Origin of the sequence: Rickettsia monacensis (assembly GCF_000499665.2) — a bacterium.
In the GTDB taxonomy this organism is placed as follows: Bacteria; Pseudomonadota; Alphaproteobacteria; order Rickettsiales; family Rickettsiaceae; genus Rickettsia; species Rickettsia tamurae.
Window position 1 is genome coordinate 880,378 of record NZ_LN794217.1, and the last position, 15,672, is coordinate 896,049.

Here is a 15,672-nt window from a genome sequence, read left to right on the forward strand (position 1 = left end):
ACCCCGTGACTTGATCACGGGGTCCAGTTAAAAATACTAAAATTTAGTATTTTTAAGTTGTATTTTTGGATACCGCGATCAAGTCGCGGTATGACAACGGAGGATTCCCGCATATGCGAGAATGACATAAACCCAATGCATGTAACAACCCCATGTTGAGCTAGGAATGTTTTTAAAACTAAGTTTTTTTTGGATAAAACCAAACGAGGAGTAAACAGATTAGAAGACCGATATTTAAGAGTAGATTATACTCTGTCATGGAAATACCCAGGATTTTGATAGCGGGTTTAGTGCAGGAAGTGATTGGCTGCGAGTAGAACATTTGTTTGATATGCTGGATGGATAAACCTTTTGGGATACGGATCATTGATGAACAAAGAGCACTTGGTTGTACTATGCCTCTTTCTACGAAGCTATGATATGTTGATAATATGCAAGAGCTAAGGATAGTTAGGAGAATGAATATTAAAGTATATTTGCTTAATTGTCTGATGATTAAAGCAGTTAAGCAAATTTTGATTAGCGTTAAATAGGGGAACCTTTCGTAAACGCATAAAGGGCAGGGGGTGTAATGGAATATATATTCAGCAATATAAGCGGTAGCAAGTGCTATTATAGAAATTGCAATTAGCCCTAAATGTAGAACTTTATAGCTATCTTTTCTGATGTAATTTATAATAGTATTAAATGGCATGGGCTTTTTATTCTTAATGTCATTGCGAGCGACTGTAAGGGGCGTGGCAATCTCAGGAAGTTTGATGAGATTGCCACGTCGCTTCGCTTCTCGCAAGGCATTGTTGCGTGGATCAGTTTTTCCAGTGTCATCCCACGACTTGATCGCGGGATCCAGTTAAAAATACTAAAATTATTAGTATTTTTTATTGTTTTTATGGACCCCATGGTCAAGCCACGGGGTGACACAGTGGGTTTTACCGGTCCACGCAACAATGCCTCCTCGCAATGACGCTAGTTTATGCTCAAAATCGTAAGAAATTCAAGTGATATTTTACAAATAAATAAATTTAGTATATTGTCACTGATTATTAATTAAAGTGCAAGAAAAATAAATGTCAGAAATTTGGGAAGATGCAATTAAGTCAAATGCTTTGCCTTTTGTCGAGGCTAAGAAGATATTAGACAGCTTAAACGGTAAAACTCCTGAAAAAGGTTATGTATTATTTGAAACGGGTTACGGTCCTTCAGGTTTACCTCATATAGGTACTTTTGGTGAGAATGCTCGTATGGTGATGGTGCAGAAAGCGTTTGAGCAATTATCCGATATTCCGACTAAGCTAATTTGCTTTTCCGATGATATGGACGGGCTTCGTAAAGTGCCAAGTAATATCCCCAACCCTGAAATGGTAGCACAGTATATGGATATGCCGCTTACCTCTATCCCTGATCCGTTCAAGGAATGTGAAAGTTATGGGCATTATATGAATGCAAAGCTTCGCTCATTTCTTGATAAATTCGGCTTTAAGTATGAGTTTTATAGCAGTACTGAAAGTTATAAAGCGGGTATGTTTGATGAGATGCTACTAAAGGTGCTTGAGAAATATGATGAGATAATGGAGCTGATGTTACCGAATTTTAGAGAAGAGCGAAAGGCTACCTATTCACCTTTCATGCCTATATGCCCGAAAACAGGTAAGGTACTGCAAGTACCTATAGAAAAATGGGATGCTAGAGCAGGGACAGTTACGTATAAAGACGATGTCGGTAATTATATAGAAGTACCGGTAACGGGAGGGCATTGTAAATTACAGTGGAAGCCGGATTTTGGTATGCGTTGGGCTGCTCTTAAAGTCGATTATGAAATGTACGGCAAAGACCATTTGGCAAATGCTCGACTTTATTCGGAAATTTGCCGAATCCTAGGAGGAAAGCCGCCGGTGCAGCTATGTTATGAGCTGTTCTTAGATGAAAACGGTGAGAAAATATCAAAATCAAAAGGTAATAGTATTAGCGTTGATGATTGGCTTAAATATGCTCCTGTTGAAAGTATGGCATTATTTATGTACCAAAATCCGACTAGAGCTAAGCGTTTGTTTTTTGATGTAATTCCTAAAAATGTTGATGAATATATTACTTTTAATCAGAAATATCATTTAGAAGAGGATAGGGCAAAGCGTTTTGCAAATCCCGTTTATCACATCCATCACGGAAATGTACCGAAAATTGAGACTTTTGGCATTACCTATTCGTTGCTTTTAAATCTTACTTCTGTGTGTAATCCTTCCGATAAATCGGTACTTTGGGGATTTATTAGCAAATATGAGCCAAAAGCAACTCCAAATACTAGTCCTTATCTTGACCACTTAGCAGAATTTGCTATAAGATATTATAATGACTTTATTAAAGCACATAAATCATATTTAGCTCCTTCTGAAAAGCATAAGGTTATTTTACGGGATATATTAGATATGTTATCTAGTATATCCAATCAAACCGAGGCTGAAGTAATTCAGAAAGCAATATATGATATAGGAATGAAAGCAGGGTATGAAAATCTGCGTGATTACTTCAAAGATTTATATCAGATATTGCTTGGGCAGAATGAAGGTCCAAGACTTGGGACTTTTATAAAGCTTTACGGTATAAAAGAAACGATGAAGTTGGTTGAAGGGAAGTTGTAACCTATATGTCATTCCTGCGAAAGCAGGAATCCATAAAATAAAACTACAAAATTAAAATGTATTGGGTATATATTATGCTCTAATAAGCATGGTACTTTATATATTGGTATTACTAATAATATAATACGTCGTGCTTATGAACATAAACAAAAAATAATAAAGGGTTTTACCTCAAAATATAATATTACAAAGCTTGTTTATACAGAAGAATTTACAAAGATTTAATTGAATAGTTCTATGGATTCCTGCTTTCGCAGGAATGACATTACATAAGCCAATTGTCATAAAACCATGAACAAATTATATTATAAAACTGGATACCGTGGTCAAGCCACGGTATGACACCGAAAACAAATGAATGAAATTTTTTGTAGTACGTTACCTATTTTTTTAATTACGCTTCTTGGTAGTATTATCAAAAATAAATGGTTAACTTCGGAAGAATTTTGGCGTGGTATTGAGAAATTATCGTATTTTGTACTATTCCCTGCCATGCTGTTTAATTACGTATCTACTGCCGACTTAAGCGTTGCATCCATAATTAAATTAGTAGTGGCTCTTATTATATCCACTATTCTTGTATCAATCGGTCTTATAATTTACCAAAAAAAATACAACATAGATAAAGTCCAATTTACTTCCATTTTTCAAGGGTCGATTCGTTATAATAGCTACATTTTTTTTGGAGTAAGTAGCCCGCTGCTTGGTCCTAGCGGGCTTTCTATTGTCGCCGTTATTTCTTCTTATATGATTATTTTTACCAATATTTTATCGATAATGATTTTCGCTTATTATATCCCTAATAAATCCGTTACTAATACTATTAGAACTAGTTTTGTTTTAATGATGAAATTAATTGTGCGTAATCCGTTAATTATCGCAAGTTTAGTAGGATTCGTTTTTAATTACTCAAATCTTGAATTACATTTAGGGCTTAAGAAAACGTTAGATAGCCTTTCTAATGCCGCTTTAGCTATCGGTATGCTAAATGTTGGGGCAGGGCTTAATTTTACTATTAGACAAGAGCTTTTACATAATGTAATGTTTACAGGCTTTGTTAAATTAGTTGCATTTCCTCTAGTTAGTGTAGTAGTACTATGGTTAATGTCTATTGACGGATTAGATAGATCGGTAGGAATATTATATAGCTGTCTTCCATGTGCGAGTACGGCTTATGTTTTATCTCGTCAGCTTGACGGTGATCCTGATTCTATGGCGTCGATTATAACATTTACTACTTTTTTCTCGGTAGTTACTATATCAATTATTATGTATATAATGGGGTGAATTTATCACATCATTGCGAGCGACCATATGGAGCGTGGCAATCTCAAGAATTTGCCTGAGATTGCTTCGTCGAATTACTACGTAATTCTTCTCGCAATGACGATAAATTAAAACAAACAAACAAATAAAACAGGAATTTCTAAAATGGATGAAATGAATAAAATAAATTACGCTGAAGCACTTGAGTATCATGAAAAAGATAAGCCTGGTAAGATAGCTATTTCTGCAACAAAGTCTTTAGTTACTCAGCAAGATTTATCGCTTGCTTATTCACCGGGGGTTGCTGCTCCCTGCATTGAAATTGCTAAAAATCTAGAGGAAGTATATAAATATACGGCAAGGGGTAATTTAGTTGCGGTGATCTCTAACGGCACTGCCGTACTTGGGCTTGGTAATTTGGGAGCTGCCGCTTCAAAACCGGTGATGGAAGGCAAAGCCGTACTATTCAAAAAATTTGCCGATATTGATGCAATTGACTTGGAATTGAATACGGAAGACCCTGAAGAATTTATTAATGCCGTGAAGTATCTCAGTTATAGTTTTGGGGGTATTAATCTTGAAGATATTAAAGCTCCAGAATGTTTTATTATAGAAGAAAAATTAAAATCTTTAATGGATATACCGGTCTTTCATGACGATCAGCATGGAACGGCGATTATTACCGCCGCAGGGCTAATAAATGCTGCGTATCTTACTAATCGCAAGCTTGAAGATTTAAAAATCGTAGTTAACGGAGCAGGTGCAGCGGCTATTGCTTGTATTGATTTATTAATTGCTCTTGGAGTTGATAAATCAAAGATTATTTTATGTGATACTAAAGGTGTTGTTTACAAAGGACGCCTAGAAGGTATGAATAAATGGAAAGAGCTATATGCAAGTGATACCAAGTTTAGAACCTTAGCGGGAAGCTTAAATAATGCTGATGTATTTATAGGGTTATCGGTAAAAGGGGCAGTAACTAAAGACATGGTGAAGGGGATGGCAAATAATCCGATTATTTTTGCTATGGCTAACCCTGATCCGGAAATTACTCCTGAAGATATAAAGCTTATGCGAGATGATGCGATTATAGCAACAGGGCGATCTGATTATAATAATCAGATTAATAATGTTATGGGATTTCCTTATATTTTTAGAGGAACATTAGATGTAAGAGCTAAGACTATTAATACGGAAATGAAAATAGCTGCAGCAAAAGCCATTGCAGATTTAGCCCGTAGACCTGTACCGGAAGAGGTGTATAAAGCTTACTCAGGGCGTAAGATGGTTTTCGGTAATGAGTATATTATTCCTGTGCCTTTTGATCCTCGTTTAATTACTGTAGTGGCAGCAGCGGTTGCCGTTGCTGCAATAGAAAGCGGCGTTGCTAGGGTTAAAGATTTTAGTATAGGTAAATATAAGAAAGAATTAGGTAGCAGATTAAACCCTACTGCTAACTATATGAATTTCTTAGCTGAAAAAATTCATAATGCACCGCTTAAACGGATTGTTTTTGCTGAAGGTGAAGAAGAAGAAGTAATTTCTGCCGCTCTTATGATGCGAGACGAGAAATACGGCCATCCGATTATAATTGGTTGTGTTGAACGAATTGAGGCTACGTTAAAAAAGATAGGTAAAGATATTAGCTTAGACGGAATTCAAATAATGAATGCGGCCTTAAGCGATAGTTTAGAGAAATATACTGATTATTTATATAAAAGACTTCAGAGAAAAGGTTATTTATATCGTGATTGTGCAAAGCTTGTTAAAACTGATAAGAATATTTTTGCTGCTTGTATGGTAGCATGTGGTGACGGTGATGCTCTTTTAACTGGTGTTACGAAAAGTTATATCGATAGTTTAGAAGATATCATGAAAGCCATTTCACCAAAACCTAATCGTAGAATCCTTGGCTATTCAATTATGATTGCTAAAGATAATAATATTATTATTGCCGATAATTGTATTACCGAATATCCAAACAGCTGGGAACTTGCACAAATAGCAACCCAAACTGCAGAAATTGCTAAAAATATGGGAATCACTCCTCGTGTTGCACTTCTTTCTTTTTCAACATTCGGTAATTCTTCTAAGGAAAAAACAGCTCGTATTCGTGAAGCAGTAAATATACTAGATAATTTTAGCAAAGACAAAGAAGAGCTGAGTGGCATGAAAGTAGATTTTGAATATGACGGAGAGATGTCGGTTAAGGTGGCTTTAGATGGTGATTTACGTAAATTATATAAATTTTGTAGATTATCAGGATCTGCAAATGTATTAATTATGCCTGGTTTAAATTCAGCTGCTATTTCTACTGAATTATTACAAGAATTTTCATCAAATAGCTTTATAGGTCCTATAACAAACGGTTTTGAAAAACCCGTTCAAATACTTCAAGCTACAGCAACAGCTAATGAAATACTAAAAATAGCAACTTTTGCTTGCGTTGAAGCTATAAAAGAGGTTTAATTACTATATCTTTAAAATCAATTAACTTGTGAGAGGTAAAATGGCTTCAATTACAGAACTTCATAAAAATATACAAGAAATTACAAAAGATTTACGAAAACATGATCCTCAAATACCTGATATCAGTAAAAAACCGTTAGCTTCTAGAGAAAATTTTGAAGATCTAATACATTCTGATTTAGGAAAACCTGTACGAAGTAAACCGCTTTCTTTTGATGAAGAGTTAAAGAAAAAAGTTCAAAGCAGACAAGTAAAGGATTCTTCCGAGCAGCAAACAAAGATTACAGAAGAAAAAATAGATAATCATGCAAAACGTATAGAAGAATTAAAGCAAAAACAGAAAGAACTAGAAGATAGGAAAAAGGGGCTTGAAGAAAAAAAAGCTAATTCTAATATTACTAGAGAAGAAAGATGGAAAATCGTTGCAGAATTAGAAGCTATTAATAATCAATTTAAGGCTATAGAAAAAGAACATAATACTATTAATAGTGCTTCCGATAGAGAAAAAAAGTTTGATTATAAAAATAAACACTTAACTTCTACAAAAAGAGAACCGACAGCTGCAGATTTACAGCAACAAGGAGCATTAGCAGTTATAAAACGTATGAAAGAAGAGAAGATAAAACAGCAGCAAGCAGAAGCTGTTAATCAATCTTCAAAAAATACTACAACTATGCCTAGCGGTACTATACCGATGCCGCCTCCAATGCCTGGAAGCGTTATTCCTATCCCCCCATCGCCTCCGTCACCACCTATATCAATTCCAAAGACTATAAAAAAAGAGGTAAAGGATATTGGTAAACAAATGCCTCAAGGAGGAGATAATCATAAAGAAGAACTAGCAAAAGCTATAGCGGTACAAAGAAAGAAAATAGAACCTACAGGAAGAGGAATATAACTTGCTGCATGAATCGAAAAATAAGTTCGGTGTCATACCGTGGTCAAGTCACGGGGTGACAGGAGTGGAATTAATCCATGCAACAGCACCTTTACAAGAATAACTTAAGAATGGTTAAGATGTCCTACAAAGCAACCATGTTTAGGCAATATTCATTATGTGTACAAGTTACGACTTAATCTGACAGAGTTGAGTAATCAGGCAGCTTGATGGGCAATCATCAAATTGTCTGATATTCTCTCTATATTACCAATATTTTTATCTATATTACCAATATTACCAATATTTTTATCTTTAGCAATATAAAGTGAATCTGTAAAAGATTGCATTGGTGTTTTACCAAAGCAATGTTTACCGGAATGAGGTCTTGCATTATTGTAACTCACAAGCCAGTTATCTATATCTGTTTGCAATTCATCAAGTGAATTATAAAATTTTTTGCGGAATAGAATGTGATAGCACTCTTCCTGCATAGTTTTATGGAAACGCTCACAGATACCGTTGGTTTGAGGACTATATGCTTTAGTTTTGGAATGATCGATATTCTCAATGCCAAGATATAGTTGGTAAGCATGGTTTTCTGGTTTTCCACAATATTCCGTACCTCTATCAGTTAATATTCTAAGCAGAGGGATATCATGGTTTGCAAAGAATGGAATAACCTTATCATTTAAGTGGTCTGCAGCTGTAATAGCCGTCTTTTCGGTATAGAGTTTACAAATAGCTACTCCTCAATAGGTATCGACAAAAGTTTGCTGATAAATACGGCCTATGCCTTTAATATTACCAACATAGTAAGTATAGCTAGACCATAGGAAATAGGTACAGTTAAATAAACTTTAGTACGTGTTCTACAGCCATACTGATATCTTTGAATTGCCCCGTAACTTTTCTTATTTCGTTCTTAATCTTAAACCAATAATGTTCTATAGGATTTAAGTCTGGGCTATATGTAGGTAAGAATAAAATTCTGCACCCAACCGACTCGATTAATTCTCTTATTATATTATTCTTATGGAAGTTGATATTATCCATAATTACTGTTTGTCCAGGATGTAATTCTTTAGTTAATATAGTCTCTACATAGGTTGTAAATATTTCTTTATTACAATTTCCTTCAAATATTACTGGCGCTATAATTTGATTATTACGAAGCCCCGCTATCATACTGATCCTGGATTTATGTTGATACACTTTGTTTCCATAACATCTAGTACCTTTTATACTCCATCCATATTCTCTACAAACATTATCTTCTATTCCTGACTCATCAATGAATACTAGAGTTTCTTTAGAAATTTGCTGTATCTTTTCTATAAATTCATTCCTTAAACCAATATCCCTTTTGGGATGAAGATGACTTTTTTTTATAAGTGTAGCCTAGTAGTTTTCTATAGTAATTTATTCTAGTTCTTTGTAATCTATTACCTAGTATAATACTTAATTCTTTAGCTGTTTTATCATGATTATTAGATAATTAATTCTTCAAATTCTTTGAGATTTATTTTTGCATTATAACCCTTTGCTGGACCATAAGGTTTTGCTTTTTCCTGTTTCCCATTTAAGAGTTTTCCATCTATATATAGTGTTACGACCTATATTGAATATTTTACATGCTTTAACAATTGAGAGCCCATCATCTAGAGCTTTGAATAGTTTCATTCTTAAATCGTAACTGTAACTGCTTGCCATAATTTATTTTATTATTTATAACATATATATTAGCATAGTATGTACCTACTTACTATGGTCTAGCTATATCTTGTGAACCAAGGTAGTGCTTGTTAGACCATCATCAGTTTTAGTATTGATATCAGTACCATTGTGAATTAGCAAAGATACTAAATTTAAGTTACCAGACTCAGCAGCAAAGTGTAATATTGTTTCGCCACTATTAGTTTTAGCATGAATATCAGCTTTATTTTCAATCAACCAATTTACTAAATTTAAGTTACCAGACTTAGCAGCAAAGTGTAATATTGTTTTAGCATTATTGACATCAGCACCATGGGAAATTAGTAAGTATACTAAATCTGAGCTACCAAAACTAACAGAATACTGTTTCACCATTATCGGTTTTAGCATGAATATTAGCTTTATTTTCAATCAACCACTTTACTAAGTATAAGTTACCATCATAAACAGCATAGTGTAATGCTGTTAGACCATTATCAGTTTTAGCATTAACATCAGCACCATTTTTAGCTAATAATTTCGCTAAATCTAAGTTACCATTCTTAGCAGCACAGTGTAATGATATTACACCATGACAATTTGTAGCATTAGGATTAGCACCATGTGTGATTAATAATGGCACTGATTCTACACAGCCAAGTTGAAGTGCAAGATGTAATAACTGGTCCTTATTACTATCTGATATATCATTTATTCTCTTATTCAGCTCTGATGGATCTACTAATAAGGTTATTATAGGAAGCATTTGAGTAATGTTTGTGTTTATAGTAGTTGATAAAAATTCCTTTTGACCATATTGTTCCAAAACAACTTTATCGTTTATGGTAGCCAATAATGTATTGTATGTTGTGTTAATTATATCTGTTTTTGGTGAGGGTGGCTTAAATATTGATCTGATATTGGAATCTTCATGTCTCTTTGTATAAGTTATAGTTGCCGGAAAAGCACATTCAGCTAATATTGGTTTGTAAGTGATGTTAATAAAAACACTATTATGTTCGAATAATAAATTACTTACCGGAATCTGTAATACTGCTAAAGGTACTAATTTATATTCTAAAATATTATGCAAATTGAGATTTATATTTAGAGAAAAGTTGTAAGGTATAGTATTAGTGTCTTTTATCAAAAGTGATAAATTATTATTATAATACGTTATATATTCTGGGGTGGTGGTCCGAGACAATGTGCATGTTGTAGTGTTATTGACAACAAAATGAGTACTATGTTGAGTGTGGGTAAATGAAGCAAAAGTATTATAAGTACTCACGTTATTGATTATTTTACTGGTAATAGTTACGATGCTTATATCAACATTGAGTATCCTATTACTATAACTTAATGTAATTATACACTGACATTATTATTAGTACGAGATACATAATACTTATTTGCTTTATAAGTGTGATGTGCACTACCGTATTGTGTTTGCCTATGCATAGTGGTAGAGCGTATTTGAAGTTCAATATTACCTTTATTACTACCACCTGATATGACTAAATGTATTGATTGATATCCATTATTCTTGGGATATCTAATATAATCAACAAACTGTGATGTTATGGTATTATAATGTAGATGAATTAATTTAGAAAAATCGTAACATGCTTTTTTATTTGTTACAATTGCTCTAAAAGCCAAAATATCATTAAGTGCTGTAATATGGATATCTTTAACAAGTGTTTTTATCCATATAGAATATGGGGACTTAATTCTGTAGCTTAGGCTTGCTTTTATATTTAGTTTTCTAAATATATTTCTGAATTGCTGTTCTATATTGTGAATTATATTATCTATGTCAGGATATAGCCAATGCATATAATGAAGAATTCTATTACGTTCTTCAGGATATTGAATCTAAAACATAAATCTTGTAAAAGATAAGCAAGGTCATTGTGTGCTGTATATGATAAAAGATAAGGGATATAACAATTAGTGATGATCTCTGATATATGCTGAGCATCGGTATTATTATACTCAAGGTTAAAGATACTCACCTTATGTAATAATGGAACAAGCGAAGTTAATATTGCCGTTTCCTGTAGTTTGGGATTAATAATTAGTAACAGCTCATGAAAATGAATATGTTGCTCAGCATATGGTTTATAGTGAATAGTAGATAATTTATTAATAACATCAACTAGATATATAATATTATTATTAAAATGATTATAATCTTCTAGATTAAGATGTTGTATATTTTCATGTAATAGTACTGCTGTGAATGAGGAAGAATCTAGTTGTAATGCTTTTGTAATGGTATATATTTGGTCAGGGTAGGTTGTTTTATCAGAGCAGTATTGATGGTATAACTCTAAAGCTTGATTAATGCATGAATTATTGGTGATATTTTGATATAACATGATATTTACTTAAGCATCTGTGAAAATGTTGCAAGATAAAAAATTTTTAACCACACTATAAAATCTATATCCTGAAATCGTAATACTTTCATTCTGAAATAAAAATTTTATTCTTGCAACACTCTCAGTACATTTAATTTTTTGTAATTTGCAGCTATATTAAAGCAATGTGTATATAATTGCCTTGCAACTCTTGGTACCTTGAGATAAGTAGCAATAGTTAAGAAAAATTGTAAAGTCTCTAAAATTATTTTTCATCCTTTCTCAGGAATTTTAGCTCCGACTGTTTGTATATTATGTAATCGATCAAATAATTTAATTAATAGCAACTCTTTTTTCTTTTGCTGATATAATATTTTAACTATTTCTGCTGAACTAATTTTTTTATCATTTTTAACTCGTGTTAAATCTTCAACTTGATTAGCAATCTTATGGCCAAATTCTTGTATAATCATTTCTTTAGTAAGTAACGTATCTTCAATACAATCATGCAATATGCTAGTTACTATGATATCCGTTCTAAATAAATAATCAGAAATCATATATGCTACTTCTAAAGGATGTGAATAATAAAATTCTCCTGTTTCTCTTCTTTGCCCGCCATGATATTTTTTAGTAAAATATATTGCTTTTTTAATTTTATTAAGATCAATTCTATTTCTAGAAATCTTATTAATAAGCATGATCTTCGTTAATAGCCTTTTACTATATCGGCAATTTGATAGATCTGTAATTTTTATTTTGTCTAGCTCAAGATCTATACCTTTAGGTTTTAACTTTCCTATAATAGGATCTATGGTTTTTTGATGATTTTATTGACTTCTTGCCATATATCAATCCCTAGTTTATTTAACCCCGATTATGGATAAGGAATAGAGAGGAAGGAAGGTTGCAAGAGTTATTAAACCTTATATAAATAGGGCACTGAAGGAGTAAAATAAAGGTTTAATAACATGTGTAAATATACTACAATATTTTGTATAGTAGATAAATTTTGTAAAATTTATGAGAAATGGGTAAAACATCAATTGCTGAAAAGTAATAAGCAAAGATTTAGAGAAGGTAAGCTTTCCTTAAGTGAAGAACTCTCAATAATGATTTTTACCATTTTAGTGCATATAAACATTTAAAAGCTTATTACCAAAACTTTATTATTAATGGTAATTTGTTCAGGAATCCACCTTGTTATGAGAGATTTGTTCAGCTTATTCCTTCATTATTTCTGCCATTGATTGTGATGTTACATTACTTAAGTGGGAAAAGAACGGGAATTTATTATGCAGATTCCACACATTTTGCAGTATGTAAAAATATCAGAATTAATTCTAACAGAACTTTTAATAATCTTGCAAAAATGGGACGTAGTTCTGTCGATTGGTTTTTTGGATTCAAGCTTCATATGATAATCAATGATAAGGGAGAAATTATTGCTGTTAAAATTACCAAAGGTAATGTTGATGACAGAATTGCATTTGAAGCAATGGTTATCAAAAAGGTCTAAAAGGTAAGTGTTATGATGATAAGGGGTTTATTTCAGAAAAAATGTTTACAAAACTTTATAAGCAAGGTTTAATAAAAATTACCGGAATAAGAAAGGATATGAAAAACTATTTATTACCTCTTTTGGATAAAATCCTTTTAAGGAAGAGATTCATTATCGAAACCATTTTTGGCTACATAAAAGAGAATTTTAATATTACTCCTTCCAGACATCGATCACCTATTAATTTTTTTACTTCTCTATTCTCTGCTCTTATTGCTTACCAACTTAAACCTAATAAACCATGTATTTCTTATCCATAATCGGGGTTAAATAGCTGGTTGAAAGAAAAAAATTTATATTTAGTAGATACCTTTTTTGATTTCGAGTATATATATAGGATTTTCTACTTTAGTATTTAAATATTCGAGTTTATCAAGTAATTTTTTACTATAAACACAAATTTCAAACTTTTCTTTCCGAGAGCTTATATCTTCCATAAAAGTTATTTCTTATTTCATTATAATTTGTGGGCTATTAAAAAATTAGGCATTGCCTAGAAAAGTTGATAATTTGAAAAGTTTACGTCATTGCCACGCTCTTTGCAGTCGCTTAGCTCATGACGATATCAACCGTTTCGAGGAAATACCAAAAATTGCAGTAATAAATAGCTGCAGATTAAAGATTATTGTTATATAATTTTAAATATTAATCCTAAAGTCAAAATGTCACTATGTCAAACAGTAATAGTTTAGAAGTACAAGAGTACGCACAAGCTAGCTCCTTAAATAATAATAATCTAACTGCATCACAGGGTGAGTTAATACTAACTGTTGCAAATTTATTGTTCAAAGAGTCAAATATTAATAATAATAATCAGAATATACAAATATAAAAAGAGATAATAATATATCTGAGAATAATATTAATAATATTACCGACTTTGAAAATCAGGATACAAGTTGTGGTATATGTAAATGTCTTGGAGCTATAGCTACTGTTTGCTGCAATGCGTACGTATTTTTATTTGAATAAACACCAAATTTTACACTAAAAAAATATGAGCAAGGCTTAAGAAAGTTAGGAAACCTAGAGCATCGGTTATGGTTGTTAGAAATACACCGGAGCCTGCAGCGGGGTCTATATCAAAATAATGCAGTATTATAGGAATAGCAGAGCCGAATAATCCGGCTACTAAAAAATTTAAAATAACTGCAATAGCAAAAATAACGCTAAGATTTAAGTCAAGCAACATCACAAAGCTAAGTCCTGCTCCGATAATTGCAAGTACAAAACCGTTAAAAGCCGATACGGCTATTTCTTTTAATATAACTTTATTGACATTATTATAATGAATATCTTTATTAGCAAGGGCTCTAACCGTAACGGTCATGGCTTGTGTTCCGGCATTTCCGCCCATTGAAGCTACAATAGGCATAGTGGCTGCAAGTGTTACAAGTTTTGCAATAGTATCGTTAAAATGGTTAATGATAAGTGAGGTCATGCAGGCAGTGATTAAATTAACAAAGAGCCAAGGAAAACGATGTTTAACGGTATAAAATACATTGAAGAAAGTATCTTGAGTGTGCACCCCGCTTAATGATAATATATCTTTTCCGGCTTGTTCTTCGATAATATAAATTATATTATCGATTGATACGCTACCTACTAACTTACCGCTTTTATTTACTACCGGTACAATAGTTAAAGCATATTGTCTAAAAATGAAGCTTAGTTCGTTTAAGTCGGTAAAAGCATCTGCAAGCTTAAAATCTTTGCTCATCAAATCTTTTATTAATTCATTTTTTTTGCCTTTAATTAGCGTGCTAAGAGAAATAATACCGATAGGGCGTAATTTATTATCCGTAACAATTGCAGCATAAAAGTCATTTTTTACGTTCTTGATAAAATTTAATGATTCCTCGACCGTCCATCCTTCTTGAAGATTAATAAAATCTCGCTCAATTACTCTACCTACCGTATTTTCAGGATATGTACAACCTACGGTAATTTGGTGTTTTTTTTCTTTAGTGAGATTACTTAGGATAAGGTCTTTTATATCATCGTCTAGATCGATTACTACTTCAATAGCATCTTCTATAACTAGCTTATTGATTAATTCTGCAGATTTTTTTATGCCTAAAGTTTCTATTATTATAGGTTTACTATAAGCATTTAACGATACTAACGTTTCAGGCTTAATTTCATCCTGTAATAAGGGAATAATTATTTTATATGTTTTATTGTTAAGATTATCTAAGAAATCCGCTAAATCGGCATAATGAAGTTTGGCCAGCCTGCTTGCAGCAGCATCATAATTGTGATCTTCGATCAGATCATTAATTTGATCAAAAATTTCAGCAAATTGATCGTGATGATCAGGTAAGATGCTTTTAAATATATTGAAATTAGGCATAACCTATTTACCTAATAGTTTATTAGACTTAGTTAATTATAATTATTTAAAACTGATTTAGTTAGGCTTGGCACAGAATTGTGTACAATTTGCTAATCAATATAAATCACAGAGTACAAATAAGCAATAGTTTTTATTTTAACTCCTTTTCATTTATCAGGAGTATACAATTAGCACAAACATTTGCTAACAAGAAGAACTTAGGAGTAAATATAAAATCTGAAGTGTTAAAACAGAAAAGTTTTAAGGCAGTGACCTCAGAACAAAGAAAAGAGCAACCTGCAGCAAGAAGTCGCTAATTTGACTTTGTGAAAAACGACGAATGGTGCGGTCGAGAAGACTTGAACTTCCAATCTTTTTACAGAACAGCACCCTCAATGCTGCGCGTCTACCAATTCCGCCACGACCGCTTAAGTTTTATTCTATAGCAGATTATAAGTAAAATATCA

Annotated in this window: 11 protein-coding genes, 1 tRNA gene and 7 pseudogenes; 8 read left to right on the forward strand and 11 right to left on the reverse strand. The window is 32.4% G+C overall.

Features of this window, described 5'->3' with window-relative positions:
- Positions 1-178 precede the first annotated feature (178 nt).
- A complete protein-coding gene (locus tag RMONA_RS08430; protein WP_023507879.1) occupies positions 179-694 on the reverse strand; it encodes a disulfide bond formation protein B in 516 nt (171 codons plus the stop codon).
- An 80-nt stretch (positions 695-774) separates the two neighbouring features.
- A pseudogene (locus tag RMONA_RS11475) lies at positions 775-957 on the reverse strand (tRNA lysidine(34) synthetase TilS); the annotation flags it as partial.
- Between the two features lie 110 nt (positions 958-1,067).
- Here RMONA_RS11475 and RMONA_RS04635 point away from each other — a divergent pair.
- The 5 genes and pseudogenes from RMONA_RS04635 (at position 1,068) to RMONA_RS09650 (ending at position 7,269) form a co-directional block, all read left to right on the forward strand.
- A complete protein-coding gene (locus tag RMONA_RS04635; protein ID WP_023507880.1) occupies positions 1,068-2,636 on the forward strand; it encodes a lysine--tRNA ligase in 1,569 nt (522 codons plus the stop codon).
- 56 nt (positions 2,637-2,692) lie between these two features.
- Positions 2,693-2,858 (forward strand): annotated as a pseudogene (locus RMONA_RS11225) (GIY-YIG nuclease family protein); the annotation flags it as partial.
- Positions 2,859-2,990: 132 nt separating this feature from the next.
- Positions 2,991-3,923 carry an AEC family transporter gene (locus RMONA_RS04640; RefSeq protein WP_023507881.1) on the forward strand — a complete coding sequence of 311 codons (933 nt, stop codon included), beginning with the start codon at positions 2,991-2,993 and terminating at the stop codon, positions 3,921-3,923.
- 144 nt (positions 3,924-4,067) lie between these two features.
- Positions 4,068-6,371, forward strand: coding sequence for an NADP-dependent malic enzyme (locus RMONA_RS04645; protein ID WP_023507882.1), 2,304 nt, complete (start codon positions 4,068-4,070; stop codon positions 6,369-6,371).
- A 40-nt stretch (positions 6,372-6,411) separates the two neighbouring features.
- Complete coding sequence (locus RMONA_RS09650) at positions 6,412-7,269, forward strand: AAA family ATPase (RefSeq protein WP_023507883.1); 858 nt, start codon at positions 6,412-6,414, stop codon at positions 7,267-7,269.
- 197 nt (positions 7,270-7,466) lie between these two features.
- Here RMONA_RS09650 and RMONA_RS08450 read toward each other — a convergent pair.
- The 6 genes and pseudogenes from RMONA_RS08450 to RMONA_RS04685 all read right to left on the reverse strand — a co-directional run.
- A pseudogene (locus tag RMONA_RS08450) lies at positions 7,467-8,087 on the reverse strand (integrase core domain-containing protein); the annotation flags it as partial.
- A gap of 10 nt (positions 8,088-8,097) precedes the next feature.
- Positions 8,098-8,961, reverse strand: a pseudogene (locus RMONA_RS08455) (IS630 family transposase).
- Between the two features lie 63 nt (positions 8,962-9,024).
- Positions 9,025-9,354, reverse strand: a complete 330-nt coding sequence (locus RMONA_RS04665; RefSeq protein ID WP_023507884.1) for an ankyrin repeat domain-containing protein — start codon at positions 9,352-9,354, stop codon at positions 9,025-9,027.
- Positions 9,317-10,093 carry an ankyrin repeat domain-containing protein gene (locus tag RMONA_RS07395; RefSeq protein ID WP_096001029.1) on the reverse strand — a complete coding sequence of 259 codons (777 nt, stop codon included), beginning with the start codon at positions 10,091-10,093 and terminating at the stop codon, positions 9,317-9,319. Before RMONA_RS07395 ends, RMONA_RS04665 begins: the two co-directional genes overlap by 38 nt.
- Positions 10,094-10,311: 218 nt before the next feature.
- On the reverse strand, positions 10,312-10,782 hold the full coding sequence (locus RMONA_RS10390; protein WP_242402802.1) for a hypothetical protein: 471 nt from the start codon (positions 10,780-10,782) through the stop codon (positions 10,312-10,314).
- 652 nt (positions 10,783-11,434) lie between these two features.
- A pseudogene (locus RMONA_RS04685) lies at positions 11,435-12,010 on the reverse strand (HD domain-containing protein).
- 554 nt (positions 12,011-12,564) lie between these two features.
- Here RMONA_RS04685 and RMONA_RS04690 point away from each other — a divergent pair.
- Positions 12,565-12,828, forward strand: coding sequence for a transposase (locus RMONA_RS04690; protein WP_023507103.1), 264 nt, complete (start codon positions 12,565-12,567; stop codon positions 12,826-12,828).
- Between the two features lie 41 nt (positions 12,829-12,869).
- Entirely contained in the window at positions 12,870-13,130 is a 261-nt protein-coding gene (locus RMONA_RS04695) for a transposase (RefSeq protein WP_023507102.1), read from the forward strand.
- Positions 13,131-13,172: 42 nt separating this feature from the next.
- Here RMONA_RS04695 and RMONA_RS09655 read toward each other — a convergent pair.
- Positions 13,173-13,307: pseudogene (locus RMONA_RS09655) on the reverse strand (HD domain-containing protein); the annotation flags it as partial.
- A 233-nt stretch (positions 13,308-13,540) separates the two neighbouring features.
- Between RMONA_RS09655 and RMONA_RS04705 the strand changes: the two are divergent.
- Positions 13,541-13,842 (forward strand): annotated as a pseudogene (locus RMONA_RS04705) (hypothetical protein).
- A 10-nt stretch (positions 13,843-13,852) separates the two neighbouring features.
- Here the strand turns inward: RMONA_RS04705 and mgtE are convergent.
- Positions 13,853-15,223: a magnesium transporter gene (gene mgtE / locus RMONA_RS04710; protein ID WP_023507890.1), complete on the reverse strand. Its 1,371-nt coding sequence runs from the start codon at positions 15,221-15,223 to the stop codon at positions 13,853-13,855.
- Between the two features lie 323 nt (positions 15,224-15,546).
- A tRNA-Leu gene (locus RMONA_RS04715) sits at positions 15,547-15,633 on the reverse strand.
- Between the last annotated feature and the right edge of the window lie 39 nt (positions 15,634-15,672).

What these genes read in the sequence shown, in the direction of transcription:
- RMONA_RS04645 (WP_023507882.1), top strand. Translation starts at nt 4,068, where the DNA reads ATGGATGAAATGAATAAAATAAATTACGCTGAAGCACTTGAGTATCAT.
- RMONA_RS08430 (WP_023507879.1), bottom strand. Translation starts at nt 694, where the DNA reads ATGCCATTTAATACTATTATAAATTACATCAGAAAAGATAGCTATAAA.
- RMONA_RS04665 (WP_023507884.1), bottom strand. Translation starts at nt 9,354, where the DNA reads ATGCTAAAACCGATAATGGTGAAACAGTATTCTGTTAGTTTTGGTAGC.
- RMONA_RS04695 (WP_023507102.1), top strand. Translation starts at nt 12,870, where the DNA reads ATGTTTACAAAACTTTATAAGCAAGGTTTAATAAAAATTACCGGAATA.
- RMONA_RS04690 (WP_023507103.1), top strand. Translation starts at nt 12,565, where the DNA reads ATGTTACATTACTTAAGTGGGAAAAGAACGGGAATTTATTATGCAGAT.
- RMONA_RS04640 (WP_023507881.1), top strand. Translation starts at nt 2,991, where the DNA reads ATGAATGAAATTTTTTGTAGTACGTTACCTATTTTTTTAATTACGCTT.
- RMONA_RS10390 (WP_242402802.1), bottom strand. Translation starts at nt 10,782, where the DNA reads ATGCATTGGCTATATCCTGACATAGATAATATAATTCACAATATAGAA.
- mgtE (WP_023507890.1), bottom strand. Translation starts at nt 15,223, where the DNA reads ATGCCTAATTTCAATATATTTAAAAGCATCTTACCTGATCATCACGAT.
- RMONA_RS09650 (WP_023507883.1), top strand. Translation starts at nt 6,412, where the DNA reads ATGGCTTCAATTACAGAACTTCATAAAAATATACAAGAAATTACAAAA.
- RMONA_RS04635 (WP_023507880.1), top strand. Translation starts at nt 1,068, where the DNA reads ATGTCAGAAATTTGGGAAGATGCAATTAAGTCAAATGCTTTGCCTTTT.